This window comes from Prochlorococcus sp. MIT 1223, assembly GCF_034092465.1.
Lineage (GTDB): Bacteria > Cyanobacteriota > Cyanobacteriia > PCC-6307 > Cyanobiaceae > AG-402-N21.
On the sequence record NZ_CP139303.1, the window covers coordinates 393835 to 409342 of the forward strand.

26 protein-coding genes are annotated in these 15508 nt (G+C 31.8%); 13 read left to right on the top strand and 13 right to left on the bottom strand.

Annotation, left to right across the window (positions count from 1 at the left end; all coding sequences use genetic code 11):
* The first annotated feature begins 70 nt into the window (after positions 1 to 70).
* Positions 71 to 1258: a glycosyl transferase gene (locus SOI85_RS02015; RefSeq protein ID WP_320664563.1), complete on the top strand. Its 1188-nt coding sequence runs from the start codon at positions 71 to 73 to the stop codon at positions 1256 to 1258.
* 50 nt (positions 1259 to 1308) lie between these two features.
* Here SOI85_RS02015 and SOI85_RS02020 read toward each other — a convergent pair whose 3' ends face one another.
* The 3 genes from SOI85_RS02020 to SOI85_RS02030 form a co-directional block, all read right to left on the bottom strand.
* Positions 1309 to 1551, bottom strand: a complete 243-nt coding sequence (locus tag SOI85_RS02020) for a hypothetical protein (RefSeq protein WP_320664564.1) — start codon at positions 1549 to 1551, stop codon at positions 1309 to 1311.
* A gap of 106 nt (positions 1552 to 1657) precedes the next feature.
* The gene (locus SOI85_RS02025) at positions 1658 to 2392 is read right to left on the bottom strand and encodes a sulfite exporter TauE/SafE family protein (protein ID WP_320664565.1); all 735 of its coding nucleotides are present in this window, start codon (positions 2390 to 2392) and stop codon (positions 1658 to 1660) included.
* A gap of 122 nt (positions 2393 to 2514) precedes the next feature.
* Complete coding sequence (locus SOI85_RS02030; RefSeq protein WP_320664566.1) at positions 2515 to 2712, bottom strand: hypothetical protein; 198 nt, start codon at positions 2710 to 2712, stop codon at positions 2515 to 2517.
* A gap of 309 nt (positions 2713 to 3021) precedes the next feature.
* Between SOI85_RS02030 and SOI85_RS02035 the strand changes: the two genes are divergently transcribed.
* The gene (locus tag SOI85_RS02035) at positions 3022 to 3195 is read left to right on the top strand and encodes a hypothetical protein (RefSeq protein ID WP_320664567.1); all 174 of its coding nucleotides are present in this window, start codon (positions 3022 to 3024) and stop codon (positions 3193 to 3195) included.
* Between the two features lie 474 nt (positions 3196 to 3669).
* Positions 3670 to 4053, top strand: coding sequence for a DUF2862 domain-containing protein (locus SOI85_RS02040; RefSeq protein WP_320664568.1), 384 nt, complete (start codon positions 3670 to 3672; stop codon positions 4051 to 4053).
* Positions 4054 to 4087: 34 nt separating this feature from the next.
* On the opposite strand, the gene SOI85_RS02045 is transcribed toward SOI85_RS02040, so the two are convergent.
* On the bottom strand, positions 4088 to 4546 hold the full coding sequence (locus SOI85_RS02045; RefSeq protein WP_320664569.1) for a hypothetical protein: 459 nt from the start codon (positions 4544 to 4546) through the stop codon (positions 4088 to 4090).
* 219 nt (positions 4547 to 4765) lie between these two features.
* Between SOI85_RS02045 and SOI85_RS02050 the strand changes: the two genes are divergently transcribed.
* Positions 4766 to 4933 (top strand): hypothetical protein, encoded by a 168-nt coding sequence (locus tag SOI85_RS02050; protein WP_320664570.1) that lies wholly within the window; start codon positions 4766 to 4768, stop codon positions 4931 to 4933.
* Positions 4934 to 5672: 739 nt separating this feature from the next.
* Here SOI85_RS02050 and SOI85_RS02055 read toward each other — a convergent pair.
* Positions 5673 to 6161 carry a josephin gene (locus SOI85_RS02055; RefSeq protein ID WP_320664571.1) on the bottom strand — a complete coding sequence of 163 codons (489 nt, stop codon included), beginning with the start codon at positions 6159 to 6161 and terminating at the stop codon, positions 5673 to 5675.
* A 166-nt stretch (positions 6162 to 6327) separates the two neighbouring features.
* Between SOI85_RS02055 and SOI85_RS02060 the strand changes: the two genes are divergently transcribed.
* Together SOI85_RS02060 and SOI85_RS02065 are read left to right on the top strand one after the other, a co-directional pair.
* Complete coding sequence (locus tag SOI85_RS02060; protein ID WP_320664572.1) at positions 6328 to 6486, top strand: hypothetical protein; 159 nt, start codon at positions 6328 to 6330, stop codon at positions 6484 to 6486.
* A 372-nt stretch (positions 6487 to 6858) separates the two neighbouring features.
* Positions 6859 to 7011 carry a hypothetical protein gene (locus SOI85_RS02065; protein WP_320664573.1) on the top strand — a complete coding sequence of 51 codons (153 nt, stop codon included), beginning with the start codon at positions 6859 to 6861 and terminating at the stop codon, positions 7009 to 7011.
* A gap of 225 nt (positions 7012 to 7236) precedes the next feature.
* On the opposite strand, the gene SOI85_RS02070 is transcribed toward SOI85_RS02065, so the two are convergent.
* Complete coding sequence (locus SOI85_RS02070) at positions 7237 to 7482, bottom strand: hypothetical protein (RefSeq protein ID WP_320664574.1); 246 nt, start codon at positions 7480 to 7482, stop codon at positions 7237 to 7239.
* Between the two features lie 348 nt (positions 7483 to 7830).
* Positions 7831 to 8220, bottom strand: coding sequence for a hypothetical protein (locus tag SOI85_RS02075; RefSeq protein ID WP_320664575.1), 390 nt, complete (start codon positions 8218 to 8220; stop codon positions 7831 to 7833).
* 163 nt (positions 8221 to 8383) lie between these two features.
* Between SOI85_RS02075 and SOI85_RS02080 the strand changes: the two genes are divergently transcribed.
* The 4 genes from SOI85_RS02080 (at position 8384) to SOI85_RS02095 (ending at position 12058) form a co-directional block, all read left to right on the top strand.
* The gene (locus SOI85_RS02080; protein WP_320664576.1) at positions 8384 to 9373 is read left to right on the top strand and encodes an ATP-binding cassette domain-containing protein; all 990 of its coding nucleotides are present in this window, start codon (positions 8384 to 8386) and stop codon (positions 9371 to 9373) included.
* Between the two features lie 6 nt (positions 9374 to 9379).
* Positions 9380 to 10177 (top strand): ABC transporter permease, encoded by a 798-nt coding sequence (locus SOI85_RS02085; protein WP_320664577.1) that lies wholly within the window; start codon positions 9380 to 9382, stop codon positions 10175 to 10177.
* Positions 10178 to 10966, top strand: coding sequence for an ABC transporter permease (locus SOI85_RS02090; protein ID WP_320664578.1), 789 nt, complete (start codon positions 10178 to 10180; stop codon positions 10964 to 10966).
* A gap of 159 nt (positions 10967 to 11125) precedes the next feature.
* Entirely contained in the window at positions 11126 to 12058 is a 933-nt protein-coding gene (locus SOI85_RS02095; RefSeq protein WP_320664579.1) for an NmrA/HSCARG family protein, read from the top strand.
* A 13-nt stretch (positions 12059 to 12071) separates the two neighbouring features.
* On the opposite strand, the gene SOI85_RS02100 is transcribed toward SOI85_RS02095, so the two are convergent.
* Positions 12072 to 12572: a Sema domain-containing protein gene (locus tag SOI85_RS02100; protein WP_320664580.1), complete on the bottom strand. Its 501-nt coding sequence runs from the start codon at positions 12570 to 12572 to the stop codon at positions 12072 to 12074.
* Positions 12573 to 12771: 199 nt separating this feature from the next.
* Positions 12772 to 12930, bottom strand: a complete 159-nt coding sequence (locus tag SOI85_RS02105) for a hypothetical protein (protein ID WP_320664581.1) — start codon at positions 12928 to 12930, stop codon at positions 12772 to 12774.
* A gap of 212 nt (positions 12931 to 13142) precedes the next feature.
* On the opposite strand from SOI85_RS02105, the gene SOI85_RS02110 reads away from it, so the two are divergent.
* The 3 genes from SOI85_RS02110 to SOI85_RS02120 all read left to right on the top strand — a co-directional run bounded on the left by SOI85_RS02110 (position 13143) and on the right by SOI85_RS02120 (position 14349).
* Positions 13143 to 13430: a DUF1330 domain-containing protein gene (locus SOI85_RS02110; RefSeq protein ID WP_320664582.1), complete on the top strand. Its 288-nt coding sequence runs from the start codon at positions 13143 to 13145 to the stop codon at positions 13428 to 13430.
* Positions 13431 to 13552: 122 nt separating this feature from the next.
* Entirely contained in the window at positions 13553 to 13693 is a 141-nt protein-coding gene (locus tag SOI85_RS02115; RefSeq protein WP_320664583.1) for a hypothetical protein, read from the top strand.
* A gap of 422 nt (positions 13694 to 14115) precedes the next feature.
* Positions 14116 to 14349 carry a DUF2862 domain-containing protein gene (locus tag SOI85_RS02120; protein WP_320664584.1) on the top strand — a complete coding sequence of 78 codons (234 nt, stop codon included), beginning with the start codon at positions 14116 to 14118 and terminating at the stop codon, positions 14347 to 14349.
* A 64-nt stretch (positions 14350 to 14413) separates the two neighbouring features.
* On the opposite strand, the gene SOI85_RS02125 is transcribed toward SOI85_RS02120, so the two are convergent.
* From SOI85_RS02125 to SOI85_RS02140, 4 genes are all read right to left on the bottom strand, one after another.
* On the bottom strand, positions 14414 to 14584 hold the full coding sequence (locus SOI85_RS02125; RefSeq protein WP_320664585.1) for a hypothetical protein: 171 nt from the start codon (positions 14582 to 14584) through the stop codon (positions 14414 to 14416).
* A 150-nt stretch (positions 14585 to 14734) separates the two neighbouring features.
* On the bottom strand, positions 14735 to 14917 hold the full coding sequence (locus SOI85_RS02130; protein ID WP_320664586.1) for a hypothetical protein: 183 nt from the start codon (positions 14915 to 14917) through the stop codon (positions 14735 to 14737).
* A 64-nt stretch (positions 14918 to 14981) separates the two neighbouring features.
* Positions 14982 to 15107 (bottom strand): hypothetical protein, encoded by a 126-nt coding sequence (locus SOI85_RS02135; protein WP_320664587.1) that lies wholly within the window; start codon positions 15105 to 15107, stop codon positions 14982 to 14984.
* A 97-nt stretch (positions 15108 to 15204) separates the two neighbouring features.
* Entirely contained in the window at positions 15205 to 15441 is a 237-nt protein-coding gene (locus SOI85_RS02140) for a hypothetical protein (RefSeq protein WP_320664588.1), read from the bottom strand.
* Positions 15442 to 15508 lie beyond the last annotated feature (67 nt).

Here is a 15508-nt window from a genome sequence, read left to right on the forward strand (position 1 = left end):
GATGTCTCTACTTCCGGTTAACTCAGGTTCGTCCAAGGTTCGTTCCTAATTCTGTTGCACTAAATACCCAATGGACTTTCAACAGGGTTTAATTACAACAATTCATGAGTATGGGATATCAAAGGATTCCCTTGAAGAGCTAAGCCTTGAGCTAAAAAAAAGACCAACTGCCATATTAATACCTTGTCTATTTGAAGAGTTTGGAAGACCCGCATTAAAAAACATCAAAAATGTTTTATCTAAGCTTGATGGTTTAAACGAGTTAGTAATAGCACTATCAGCAAAATCGGAAAATGAAGTAACTCAAGCAAAAGCATTTTTTAATGAAATGCCTTTCACTGTTCATGTTCACTGGACCAACAGTCCTAAAGTAAAAGAACTCCTAAAAAGTCAGGAGGGAAGTGGTCTAGATCTACTAGTTACACCTGGAAAAGGTTGGGCAGTGTGGCAAGGTATTGGAATAGCTTCTATCACATCTGAAGTCATTGCTCTTTTTGACGCTGATATAAGAACATTTAGCCCTTCATACCCAATAAGAATGCTCCAACCACTATTAAATCAATCACATGGAATTTCATATGTAAAAGCTTTCTATAGTCGCCTTTCACTAGAAACGAATGCACTTAAGGGAAGAGCAACAAGACTTTTTGTAGGTCCACTCTTATCAAGTATGGAAGAACTTATAGGGCATGGTCCATTTTTAGACTATCTACAAGCTTTTAGATATCCATTAGCTGGAGAATTCGCTTTCAATAGAGATTTGGCAATGAATTTAAGAATTCCCTGTGATTGGGGTCTAGAGATAGGACTTTTATCTGAAGTGTATAGAAATGTCAGAATATCTAGAATAGCCCAAGTGGATTTAGGTGTTTTTGATCATAAGCATAAAGAAATAGGAGAAAATCCATCTGAAGGATTACAGAAGATGTGTACAGAAATTCTTTCAAGTGTTCTTAGAGGAATAATGGAACACCAAGCTGAAACACTCAATAACTCACAACTATCTACCCTGGAAGTTTTATACAGAAGAATTGGTGAAGACAGAGTTATGCAATTCAGCCTCGATTCTGCAATCAACAAACTTCCGTATAACCTTCATGATGAGAAGTTATCAGTCCAAAGGTTTGGAAAACTTTTACGGCCGGCCATAATAAAATTTCTTGAATCTCCAGTTAGCCAACAACTTCCTAGTTGGGCAAGGGTAATATCATGTGACAGAAATCTGCCTATAAACTTATTAAATGCAGGTAAAATATGAATTATTCACTAAAATAAAAGGAAAAGATTTAGAAAATTAAATTAATAAGATTAAGCTGTTGGGAAGTTATCTGGAAAAGGAGTTTCTTGATTTTTAACAGCTGTAGTTTCGCTTTTCAACCAATCCTTGAATCCATTGGGTTTGACAGTTTGAGAATTACGCGCTGCAAATATTATCACGTGAAATGGTATAACAATTGCAAAGAAAAAGAAATGGAGTAAATACAAGTCCCAAGGTACGCCATTTGCTCCGTAATCTGGGAAAAATAAAGCTGTAAGGAAAGTGAACGCCATAACAAGAAATGGTTTTTATTTTATATCCTGATTTTGGACCAGAAACCTCTTAATTTTAAACACATCTAAAAAAAGTTTACGTCAATACAAAAACTACTGTTTTGAGCTAATTGAGAAAGCCTCTTGCAATAAGGCTTATTCCCATCAAAACAGAAATGTTTTCAAAGATTTTTTTTACGAAAGTATTGCCTTTAAGAAGGGACAAGTCTGCCCCTAAATAACCTCCAATCAATGAGCCAACAAAAAGCATAGGGATCCATTCCCACATAATTTGACCACCAAAGCCAAGTACAAAAGCACCCGTTCCATTCCAAAACAAGCCCACAAGAATAAGTGTATATGCAACGGCATTTGTGTAAGTGAGGCGAAACCAATGAACAAGCCACATCGTCACGAAAAGTCCTGTACCAGAACTTAATGATCCGTTTAGAAAACCAATAAAAAAGAGGACTAGACCTCCAAAATAAAAATTAATTTTATCAAGTTTTACTTCTCTATCCTGCAGTCCAAGATTAGGTCGACGTAAAGAATAAAATCCAAGAAATAGTGTAAGTAAACCTAATAAAATTGAAGAAAATTTATTGGAAAGATAAAGAGCTGTTTGAGAACCTAAATAAACTCCAGGCAATCCAGACAAAAGAATAAATAATGATAATTTAAAATCTAGTTTTCTTGATTGTAGATGCCTAACTGTAGCTCCAAAACCAAGTGATACACTCGCAACCTTATGTGTTGCAAGGGCTATATTGAAAGGCAATCCCAAGAATATAAGTATTGGCAATTGGACAAGTCCTGCTCCTCCCCCTGCTAAAGCTGATAGCAAATTGGCTAATATTGCCACACTAAATAGTAATATTTGAAAAAAGATAAATTCTAAGCTCATATAAACCTAAAGCCAAACTCCTTAATTAATTAACTTTATTTATTACGTCTTTTATATTACATGCTGAATGATTTGAAGCATCAATTTTCTAATCTAATTAAGTCAATGCTGTTTGGATGATCATGTATATATTTATTGAACTCCATTGCTAACATTCTAGCTTCATAAGCATCTGAAGCATAAAAACAATTTTCTATCCTTCTGTTTTCACAGGTCCTGTAGTGAACTGTATAAGCCCTTAAAGAGTCTTGAGCATCAAGCGACTTATTAGACTGCATTCACTTTGATTTGATATATATATTATTTATGCATCTAAACCATTTATTTATCTACAGATATGTTGTAATCAGAATATGTCTTTAAAAATGTCTTTAAACCAAAGTAAAGCTCAGAAAAAATGTAATTGTCAATACATAAGGCACGTAAATCCTATGACTGATAATAGATCTACCAATTTTTGTATGGAGAAAACATGTCTCTTCGTAATTCAGGAAAAACATTATTCATATTTTCATTTGCCAATAAAATATTTCTAGAAAGCTTAATTTCGCATTTATTGCTAACAAGAAATTAGATATCTTTAGAATATGGCTTTCTTAAAGAATTCTTCAGACAATTCAATTGCAAAATTCTTATTTTCGCTTGCTAAACAAAAATCTATATCTAGTAGAGACTCAAAAGCTGAAAAAGGTATTTCAATATCAAAAAATCAGGAGAGATACTTCGAATTACTAAGAGAAGGAGGTTTCTGGCTTTCCTAAGGAATGGTAACAACCAAGTTAGGCTCCAAAATTACCTGTAGTTTTGAAAATATGAATAAGATTATCCTTCCTTTTGATAAAATAATCTTATTAAATGACATCCAGAAATGGATATATTAAAGAATTTAGACCTAGGCTCAACGCTACTATCAATAGCCATAGCATTCGGTCTGATAGCATTTTTCATCTTAATTGTTAGGACATTGTTAATCGGAATCAGTTACATAACCGAAAATATAAAACAAGCATCACAAACAACTGATGAGGACATTTTAAAAGAAAGAAAAAAAGGTTTCTAGAAAAGATTTAAACATTAAGCAGAAATCAAAAAATCAAAGAAATGCTTTAAGACAAATTATTGCCTACAGAGCCTTATCAGAAAAAAGACAAGATTCACATGCTATTGTTAGGTAGATTTACTTAGACTAATTGGATAGGGTCGGGGCAAATGATGTTGTGTTCTCTTTAGGCTCAATGGTTAAAATTGACCTAGTGAAGGTTATTGAACATTTACCCGCAGGGATAGTTGATCAATTAAAAAAAAATCCCATTGGAAAGGTTATTGATTACAAAATGACAGACGCAACAGGAATAGGAGTAATAGTTCAACTTGAAAATGGGCAAACTTGTTGGTTCTTTAAAGAAGAAATAGAAATAACAGAAGACAATTTAATGCTTGGTAAAAATAAAGAGATAAATAAGGATAAATTAAGTTATCAAAAGGCTTTTAGAAACAATCAAGATACTATCAATACTTCAATTTCTATTTCATACAACAACGACAAAAATATTAAACGCTTAATTAACCCAGTAACTTTTATTAAATGGCTTATATATAGTACAAAGGATATCGTCTGAATTATAAGTATTTAAATTGTGTAATTTATGTCTATTATCTTTTATTCCTATTGCTAATGCGCTCTGACCCTCCAATATTCCTAGAATTGGATAATTGAAATATCCTCTCATGCAAGCTATCAGGAACTTGTCTAGAAGAGTCTGATATATAGAACCATGAATCGTCATATAAAATATCTACTTGATTTCTTATTCCCAAATCGCAAAGAGTGGTAGACAAAGTGTTCCATTTACCATCAAACGATCTATAGCCAACTTCTAAAAGTATTTTTCCATCATTAATAGGTGAATAAAAGCATGTGCTATTAAGGTTTTTATTAACTTCTATCTCCTTCATAATACAGGTTCTTTGATTCGTTGTATCAAATTTAGTAATATCTGCTATTCGAATTCCCAAGCAATATATACTTTTATCTTTAATAGTCTTTTGATCGCCTTTAGAGAAAAACCAACTACACTTAATTTGGCCCTCATTATATGAATCGAAAAACAATTGACTATTCTTATAGTAAAAAATATTTCTTATATTACTAATATTATTTTTAGCTTTATTCTTAAATTTATTTTTTAACATCACAAACCAATTAATCTTTTTCGAAACAGACCTTCGTAAAGACATCTTGAAAAAATCAATAATTTAAAATTTTAGTTGCCTAGAATTGAATTGCAAGAATGATCTCATTCAATAACAAGCTACTAACCAAAATTAAAAATGGATGCTTTTGACCCGGCTCTTCACTATGGACCAAACGACGCAGGCATATCTGCCTTAACAATAGCAATAGCTATTGCATCGCTAATTTTTGGTTCTTGGCTGCTAGGGGCCGTTTACACCTATATCGTAGGGATTATCCAGAAAATATCTAAACCAGGTGAGTAATCAATACTGGTTTTAAAGAAAGGAGTTGGCAGTAATTTACAAATTACCATTATTGAATAAAATTATGGTATTTATAAATAACCTATAAAATATTTATGCTTACTTCAATGCTTCACAGTGAGTGGTCAGCTCCATTAGGTTTACCAGCTCCAGTATGGGGAATCTTAACTTTAATTGGCTACCTTTTATTTTGGAGGGTTGCATTAAAGAGATAGTCATTAAAATGAATTCATTTTTAAAAATTTTAGTTAGAAAGCTAATAAATATAATAGGACTGAATATTTTTTTATTTTTCAATCTTTATTCGTATAGTCATTCTCATCTATACGAAAATATAAACAATGAAAATGGAACAACTCAAAATGAAGCTGGGGTTATTTGCTATGAAGATGGTTCAAGCAACAAAAAACAAATGTGTCGTGGATAAATAATACTTTAAGCCTTAGAAAATACCAATAAAAGAAATAAATACTATTAGGACCATGGCAAGTCTTCCATAAAATACCTCTGCCTTAGCTAAATTTGCAAAAGACATAGTAATTTCTCCTATAGAGTTAAAGAAAGGACCTCTTGAAACAAGGTCATTTTTTACCAATGCCGTTTGATCCCCATCACCCGGCAATCAAAAAATAGAAGATTAAAAAGCTAATGCCATGAGTAATTAGTCCTAGAAACGCTACTGATGGTGTCATCAAGTGCATAATACAGCGCTACAGGTAGATAAATTAGGAATCGTTCCCTACCACATTGGATCTATCTTAAAAATTGAGTCATTGGATAAAATGGGTCGAAACTTATGGAGTTGGTCTATCTGACGTTCCAATTCAGCGCTAGATCCAATAAGCCCTTTAGAGAAAGATGTTTTTTGGAAATTAAGTTCCCCGCGACATTTCAATAATCCAAGACATTTACTCCATAAAAATTTATCTTTATAAAGATTAAACCAAAAATCAAAAATTTCTTGAAGCACATCCAAAGGTATGTCATAAGAAAACCCTCTTGAAGGTTTATTTAAAATAAAACCATCCAATTCACAATCTTTTATGAGATTAGTAATATTCAAAGAAATCGTATTTGATATCTCCTTTGCACAAATACTAGTTACTTTTTCTTTTCGATAACATTCCAAAAAATGTTTTTTATCTAATTTTAAAGGGTCCTCTAAATGAGTAAAGCCTATTTTCCAGAACTTCTCTCCTAGTTTTTCACCATTAACAAGATAAAGCATCTTATTCTGTATCAATTGTTATAAGATGGACTTTAGTATATTTCTATTTTTATCTTAAAAGTCACAATAGGCAAGTATATAAATACTTATAGAGTACTCTAATTAATATTTCTATGTTTCTATATTTATAAGTAGGTTATAAATATAGAAAATTAATAAGATTGAAATGAAACAAATAGACGAACAAACAATTATCATTATTGGAGGTTTATTAATTATAAAAGAAGCCTATAAAGAAATGGCAAAAGTCATATCAATTAAGGCTAAGCAAGCCTTATATATTGTTAATGTAAAGAGAATTGAATGGTTACTTACAAATCTTTAATTGGCACCTCAGATATTTCTGGAGATGGTTTAGTTCCTATAGATTAAGCACTATTAAAAGGTTCTAAAAAAATAATACTTAAAAAGACTTCAGATGGAGAACTATTTGGTAAAGAGTGGTATTGTTCTAAAATTAGAGTAGAAGAATGGTGGGGAAAAATTAAAACTAATCATTACATTAAAGATAGATAATTGTGTAAATTAATTTCCAACATGATTTTCATACAAATACTTAGTACACAAAAACTATATAAACAGTGAGACACACGGGAAAACGATAGTAATTATTGCTTAGGTACTTTATCTTTGTTAATTAATTTGATCAGAATGATTAATTATATGCTAGAAGTGTATTTAGTTAGTATTAGCACGGATGAGCCTTCATCAGAATGATATTTTAGACAAAGATGATATGGACTCAATTGATTCATACTTTGAGTGCGTCACTGCTTGTTCTATAGAAGATAAGGGAATTGAATGTATATCTGAATGCGTTGAGGTTCATCTAAAGTCAGAGAACAGCTGATTTCTAAAGTATTTATACTATAATTTCTTTTAAATTAAATATACAAGTTAAAAAATTGATTAAATACTTATATATATAAGCATTACTTAAATTTGGATATAGCTAAAGCAATATTTTCTAAGATTTATTCTAATAATATCAAGCTAAAATTTAGAATATTAATGTAAGTTTATAAGAATTTAATTAAATCATCAGATATATTCCTTGGAGCCTTTCTTGTTTCAGCTATTCGTCAGCTGTTTTCTCCTCCTGCTTTGATGAAGCGGCTTGAGCCTTTAATTCCTCATACTCTAATTGGTGCTGCAATTTACCAGTAGAACGAAGCCATCCATTGACAGTCGCTTCTTTCCCCTCAGCCTCACATTGCTCTTGATATCTTAAGAATGGGAACCAATGGTGGTTGGCACTTCTAGGGTCACTTGCATTTTGAGGATCAGTAGCCACTTTAAAAATACTCGTTTCAACCATCATCGCATTACAATTACAAGTTCAAAACATTAAGTTAAAACAATTAATCGATCTATATATTAAAACCAAAATTCAACTAAACAAACCCGGTTTTAAAGGAGTTGCTAAAATGGTGTGAATAGGTTAAAATACCGATACGCAAATGAAATTATAAGGATGAACCCTATAAAACAACATGCCAAACTGCTTAATCTTCAGGCTAAGGCGCAAGAATGTCTCTCTAGAAAAGAAGCTCAAAAAATTATAAAAAAAGCTGATAAGGCTCATAAAAAGCTTTCTAAATAAAGTTCCAACGTAAACTAAATATATTGCTAAATTAGGATAATAAAGTTGAGAATTTTCGACTATAAACTATACTTCTTTAAACATGATTCCATCATACTTAGAGAAGTTAATACTTTTAACTATTGTAGATATATCTTTTAATTCATTTATAAAAACATCTGTTTCATTAGTTTCTATCCATTTGTTTTTTAATATAGGTAGTTTTGATCTCATTAAATCGAAGGAAATCTTTATTACAAAAAGGCTATGATTAGTTAATATTCTTCGAAAATTCTGTGTCTCACATTTCTCCAAAACCCTAAATAATAATTCTAATGATACTATCTTGGCCTTATTTTCAGGGAAAATCTCTTGGTCTTCTTTTAATGTTAATGATTTACCCCCAAAAGGCATTGCCCTTTTATCGGAGTTCTCAATTAAAGAAATAGCTACTATATAATGTGGGTTATCCATCATCATTTAATCCAAATTCAACACTAGATTATCTTAAAGCTTCTATAAGATATGCTTAAGACTAGCAATACATTATTTATTGATATAATGAAAAATTTACTAGAAATTCTTAGTCTTAACATAAAAAAAACTAATGAAATGATTTTTTATCACTGCAATACTAATAATGATTAAAAAGGATCTCATAGAAGTTGAGCAACTAAACAAGGTGTATAAAGTTGCGAGCAAAAGGCCTGGAATTAAAGGTACTTTCTCACATTTCTTTAAAAGAACATATGAAGAAGTTTTAGCAGTAAAGAATATTAATTTCTCGATCAAGGAAGGTGAAATAGTTGGATTTCTAGGGGCGAATGGAGCTGGGAAGACCACTATATTAAAAATGCTTTGTGGACTTATTTACCCAACGTCTGGTTATTTGAGAGTGTCAGGGTTTTTACCACAGAAAAGAGAGACGGATTTTCTAAAAGCAATCACTCTTGTAATGGGGCAAAAGCAGCAACTAATCTGGGATCTCCCCCCAATGGATTCACTACAAGTAAATGCTTCAATTTATGGAATATCTGATAAAGAAGCAAAGATCAGAATTAACGAATTAGCGGACATGCTTGAAATAGGAGAAGAATTAACAAGACCTGTTAGAAAGTTATCTTTAGGCCAAAGGATGAAAGCAGAACTACTTGCGGCCCTCCTTCATCATCCAACGGTATTGTTTCTTGACGAACCAACTTTAGGTCTAGATATAAATGCTCAATCGAGAGTTAGAAACTTTTTAATCGAGTATAACCGCAAGACTGGAGCCACAATATTGCTTACAAGTCATTACATGGCTGATATAACAGCATTATGTTCACGAGTTTTATGCATTCATAAAGGTGAATTGTTCTATGACGGCGAATTAGAAGATCTTGCAAATAAACTTTCACCTAATAGACAAATTATAGTTGAATTGAAAGAAAATATAAATCGAGCTAATTTGGAATATCTTGGCAATATTGAATACCATTCAGGGAGATATATTCATTTATCAGTTGAACGGAAAGATCTAAAATCTGTTGTAAATAAATTGCTTGAGAACTTCGAGGTAATAGATATTAAAATAAATGAGCCACCTATTGACGAGTTAATTGGTGGTTTATTTAGGAGTGGCAAAGTTTAATACATCATGAGATTAGGAGGCTTAAATTTACAAGTGAGTAAGGCGTTATTGTCAACGCAATACGCAAACATGCTGGAGTACAGAGTAGAGATAGCACTATGGGCACTATCAGGAGTACTGCCTTTCATTATGTTGACTTTATGGAATCAAACTGGAGCAAGCACTGATTTCGGATTTAGTTCTATAGATTTATCACGCTATTTCCTAAGCGCCTTTTTAGTAAGACAATTCTCTGTCGTTTGGGTAGTATTTTCATTTGAAGAAGATGCTCTATTAGGAAGACTATCTCCATATTTACTTCAACCTCTACATCCTCTTTGGAGATATGCCTCAGCACATTTAGCGGAACAATTTACCAGATTACCTTTTGCAGCTCTAATTACCTTGATTTTCTTCATTATTAACCCAAAGAGTTTTTGGGTTCCTTCCCTTAGTAGTTTTTTATTAGCCTGGCTATCAACATTGTTAGCATTTACTATTGCGTTTTTACTACAAAGTCTCATTGCTTCCTTTTGTTTTTGGAGTGAAAAAGCCAGTGCTTTTGAAAGGTTACTTTTTGTCCCGTATTTATTTCTATCAGGACTACTGGCGCCTTTGGCCTCTTTCCCTATAGAGATCTCAAAATTAGCTTTATGGACTCCTTTTCCTTACTTAATTAATTTTCCTGCAAAGATCTTATCAGGTATAAATGTAAATATCATAGAAGGATTTCTGGCCCAAATTTGCTGGATAATAATATTACTTCCACTAGTTATAATATTTTGGAGGCTAGGTGTAAGGCATTACACAGCAATGGGGGCTTAAATGAAACGTTATTTTAAAACATTATTTATATTCTGGAGCAACTCTATAGCAGTGCAATTGGAATATAAGATAAACTTTTTCATAGAGTTTGTATCAATGTTTGGAACATTATTAGGAAGTATATTTATATTATCTTTGTTTTTTATGAATAATAATCAACTAGGAGAGTGGACTTGGGAGTCAGCACTTGTTATTCAAGGAGTATACACATTCTTAGATGGTATAACTAATACATGGCTAAGACCTAATCTTACTGAGATAGTTAATCATGTTAGAGAAGGCACTTTAGATTTTGTACTTGTAAAGCCAATAGATAGTCAATTTTGGATATCTAATCGTACAATATCCCCTTCTGGTATACCAGAAATGTTACTTGGTATTATCATAATAGTTTGGTCAGTAACAAGAACTAGTAATAGTTTTAACCCTGGATTATTGCTACCTAGTATAATAATGGTATTAGCCGGTGTGGTTATACTTTATTCTCTATGGTTTCTTGTTGCTGCAACAAGTATTTGGTTCGTAAAAACATGGAATGCCACCGAAGTACTTAGAGCCGTATTATCAGCTGGTCGTTTTCCAGTAAGCGCATATCCCAATACTTTAAGGATAATATTTACATTAATAATTCCAATTAGTTTCTTAACTACTGTCCCAGCAAATACAATACTTGGATCTATACAACCGCTAACAATATTACTTGGTATATCTATTTCTATTATATTCTTTTTAATTAGCAGATATTTCTGGTTATTTGCTCTTAGATATTACACTTCAGCATCTAGCTAACTAATATAAAAATAAAAATATTGTGAATTCAAACTAGTTTTTTTATACATATTCAAGAAATTCTATTCCCTACTCACGATAACTTAATTTAATAGCTAAAGTAGTAATGAACACTTAAAGGCTTTTTTTTTCAAAGACTAAATAGAAATCTATAGATAGATGAAAGACTTCAATGCTACAAACAAAAAACCAATAATTGCAGTAACCATGGCCACAGGCCGTCAGGGAATGGGGGTTGTAAAGGAACTTTCACTAAGAAATGAATTCCAAGTCAGGGCAATTACGCGAGATGCTTCCAGTAAAAGAGCTATAGCATTATCTAAACTAGCAAATGTCGAAATAGTTGAGGGAGATCTGCTTGATAGCGCAAGTCTTTATAAATGCTTCGATAAAGTATATGGAATATTTGGAAATACAACTCCAACAAAAGGTTTAAAACCTCTCGTAAGAGAATATGAGATAGAGCAAGGAAAAGTACTCATTGACGTAGTAACTGATTTAAAGAAAAAGAATAATTTAAAACACTTTGTATTTAGTTCTATCTGCAAGGCAAAAGACCCTCTAAACAATGAACCCGCTCCTGGTCATTTCACTAGCAAATGGGATATAGAAGAATATCTTTCGCAGAATAAACTTAATGAAATTACAACAATAGTTAGGCCGGCAAGTTATTTTGAAAATTTTGACGGTGATCTACCCGGTCTAAAAATCACTGATACTAATTTCCCTGGGGTTGTAAGACCAGATAAGGTATGGCAAACCATTGCTGTGAATGATGTTGGTATTTGGAGTGGAGCAATATTTGCAAATCCAAAAAGATTTATAGGAAAATCATTTAACCTAGCTGGCGAAGAGTTAACAGGACGACAAATGGCAGAACTTGTTCAAAAAGTTAGAGGAAAAGGGAGCAAGAAAGTAAGATATCTTATGGCTCCTAGAATATTACTAAAACTATTTGTTAATGATATTGGAGTAATGGCAGACTGGATAGAGAGAGCTGGTTATGGAGCAGACATTAGCAACCTAAAAAGAATTGCTAATGAAGAAGGTATAGAGATGACATCACTTGCTAGCTGGCTTAAAGACAAGTAAAAACTTGTACTTATTAGTAATTCTTATTACTAATAAATCGCCTAAACAATAAGAACAACATAAGTACAAATACAAGTGTAGGTAAAATATAAATCGCCGCTGCGATACCTATAATAAATATAAAGCAAATAAAACTGATTAAGAAGAATATAGTTATCAAAGAGAGTAATTTTCTAAATCTCTTAGGCCAAGTCTGACCAGTCATTCGATCAAGTTTACTCTGTAAAAATTTTCTTTCTGCAGATAAATTAACTAATCTTTCTTGATGCCAGAGCAATGAATTGGTCGCTGACGTCTCAACAAATCTTTGCTGCAATCCTTGAAAAAAATTATTAGAACCAGAGAATAATGTCCTAACCCTAACTAGCTGAGCTTGGAAAATATTTTTACTAGTTTCAGCAATCTCATAGTCTAGAGTTTTAATCCTTGTAGAGAGAGAGTCAATGGAATTAGGTAAGCTTGTATATTTTTCAATCTTCTGAAGTGATCTAATGTTTTTTTTAAAGAACAACAAATAAAAATTCAACTCATATTTATATTACATACTAAAATAAAGAAATATCTAATAAAAAGAAGTCATAAATAACGAATAAAGGCTAATCTTAATAAAGATTTAACTAGAATCTAATATTAATCTCTATACCTTATGAAAAAGATTTTAATAGACAAAAGAAGATGGGCTTTAATTATGCACAAATAATTATGGCCTCAGCCTAGATAGGCTTACCCGTAATGAAAGCATGAACAGATGGAACTGTTCTATCAAGAATTACAGCCAAAACAACCATTAAATTTAGAGCAACCACCGCCCCACCAATAAATATGTTGCCCCCACGGGTCGTGTAATCCCATTTAGGTTCACTTTCAGACATTTCCTAAAAAACGAAGATCAATTTCACTGATTGGATTTAGAAGCATTCGTTCAAGACTAGGCTTCTAATAAAAGTGATTTATTAACTATATAAATTATTTCCTCTAAAAACACAAAATTCATTTTGAGAAATGAATTTTTTAATACGTTTATTCACGAAACCCCAAAAGGCGGGGACGACGTGCGAATATCTTTCGAATTTCTTAAGGTTTAATGGATAAGGGGTACTGGCTAAAACAAGCAAAAATTGCAGATACTGATGTATTCATTGAATATGTAAAGACTGTCGTTCCCTGGCTAAGATCTGTTGGAGGGACAATTATCGCAAAGGATGTTAACCAAAACTCAGATTTAAACGAATGGGATGGGGGGCAACTGGGCCTGATAATAGAATTTAATTCAAAAGAGGCTGCTCAAAAGGCTTTTGACTCTCCAGCATTTCAGAGTTACATAAAGGGTAAGGGACTACAAACAGACCTTAGTCTCTCAATTATTGGATGATTGACATTTATGGTTACAAACTCCCAAGTGAATATAAAAAGGTCAATTAAGACAAGATCTTAATTAAATTTTGGTTAAGAAAGGAAAACGGATTATGGTTTTGTTAATTAAAAGAGTTCATTATGAACACTGACAATCTGGTTGTCATCAACCTTGCAGCTATTCTCGTAGGTTCAACCTACAATTCAGAACAGAAAGTAATTAAGTGGGGTGGGGTAATTATTGCCGTAGCTTCAGTTGCCAGCACACTTCTAGGAAGCTAGAGATCCCAAAAAAGCCCTTTTCATAGGGCTTTTTTTAATACTTATTATTTGAGAAGGCAGTAGTAAAAAAACTTTAAATGATTTGAAGTTTCTCTAAAACCTTCTCACATTTTAAAAGCATCTAAAACTACTATTTTAAAATTGTTTGCTTTATCCAATTCAGAATTAGGAATAAGCAATTTAACCAAAATTTAATCCCTTATAGTTCAGCTTTTATAGCATTCATTTTACCAATGTTTTTCCTTTTTAAGAGTTCAAGAGGAACAGCTCTTTCAAAATTCTAAGAAGGTTTAATAATAACTTTTTAGTCTTGTATAAAAGCACATGAAAGGAGATAAATTTAAATACTCTTTAAATTAATAGACAATTCATAATTAATTAGATATTAATTAAAAGATATATAATTTTTTTCAGACCTAGATATGATTAAAGACTCTTCCAAGCTAATAAAAGGGCAAAAGCTTAAAGTTGACCTAGATTCGGTAGAAGATAGACTTTCAATTAAACTTATAAATGCTCTTCAAAAAGATTCGGTTGGTAGATTAGTGGGCTATAAAATGGTAGATGGCAACCAATTTGGCTTAGTAGTTGAACTAAATATAGGCATTACTCAATGGTTCTTCGAAAAAGAACTATCAGAAATAGATGAGCCCTGAAGTAGACCTGGAATTATCCTTAAAAATACATTTCTAAAGATACCTAATTTTCTAATTAAGATATCTAAGCAAAATCATCAAAGTCAGAACTGAAAAGAAGTGATTCAGGTATATAATGTTTTTGTCCGTCTGGACATTTATAAACTCTTTCAAAAATCCCATTATTCTCTACTACTTCCTCTACATAACATCCCATTGGAAGAAGATTGTTCTCATATTTTGTTGCTCTACTCATTAATTTATTACAGTTACTCTATTAGAACAAAAAGCTAATGGATTGCAATAAGTATTTAAACTCCTATTAAAAAAATTATTCAAATAAAGTTTTGGATTTTATTAGAATAGATATTTATATATATTAAACTTCTAAAGTGATTTAGTTTAACTATGTCCAATCTGTATCTTCTAAAAGGTCAGAGTATAAAGGTGAAACAACTTTATTGAGATTTTTAATTCCCCAATCTGTATCTTCTAATAGATCTGAATACTCATTAATCTTAATTAATTGAAAAAACTCCCTGGTGAATGGATGCATTGCATTCTTAATTAATAAATCAATACTAACCATAATTCAATATATGTCATGGTAAGTATTGATTTTCTAAACTTTGCTCATATTCAGAACTATTAACCTAGTAATTTAGTTCTTTCCTATCTATAGGGACTTCACTGTCAGTAGGACCGGTCCAAATAGCCCATATAAATAGAATAGTTACCGGAGATAAAAGTATTCCGACAAGAGGAGAAAAGTATTTCAACCATCTTAAATTTTTTAGCAAGATATAAAAGTAGTTTATATTACCAAATATTTTTAACAAGGATTATAATTTAAAGCAAGCATAATTGCTTATTAACTCACCTGAAGCAAGCATCTCCCACAAGTCGAATTTTTTTTAATTTTCCAGTTTCATTCTTTTCTAAAATATATTTTGGGTTTACAGCCATTACAGCTCTCATATCAACCTTATCTTCTTTTGCACTAATAATAATATCAAGTGCACAAGCCCAATTATCTCTTCTAGCAATACCTGGCCATGCAATCCATAATCCACCAAAAAGGCCAATACTCAGAAGGAAAAAGGTTCTAAACATAATGTGCCCGTTTCAAACAGTAACGATTGAATAATCTAGATTCTATAATGTATAAGTATATAAAATT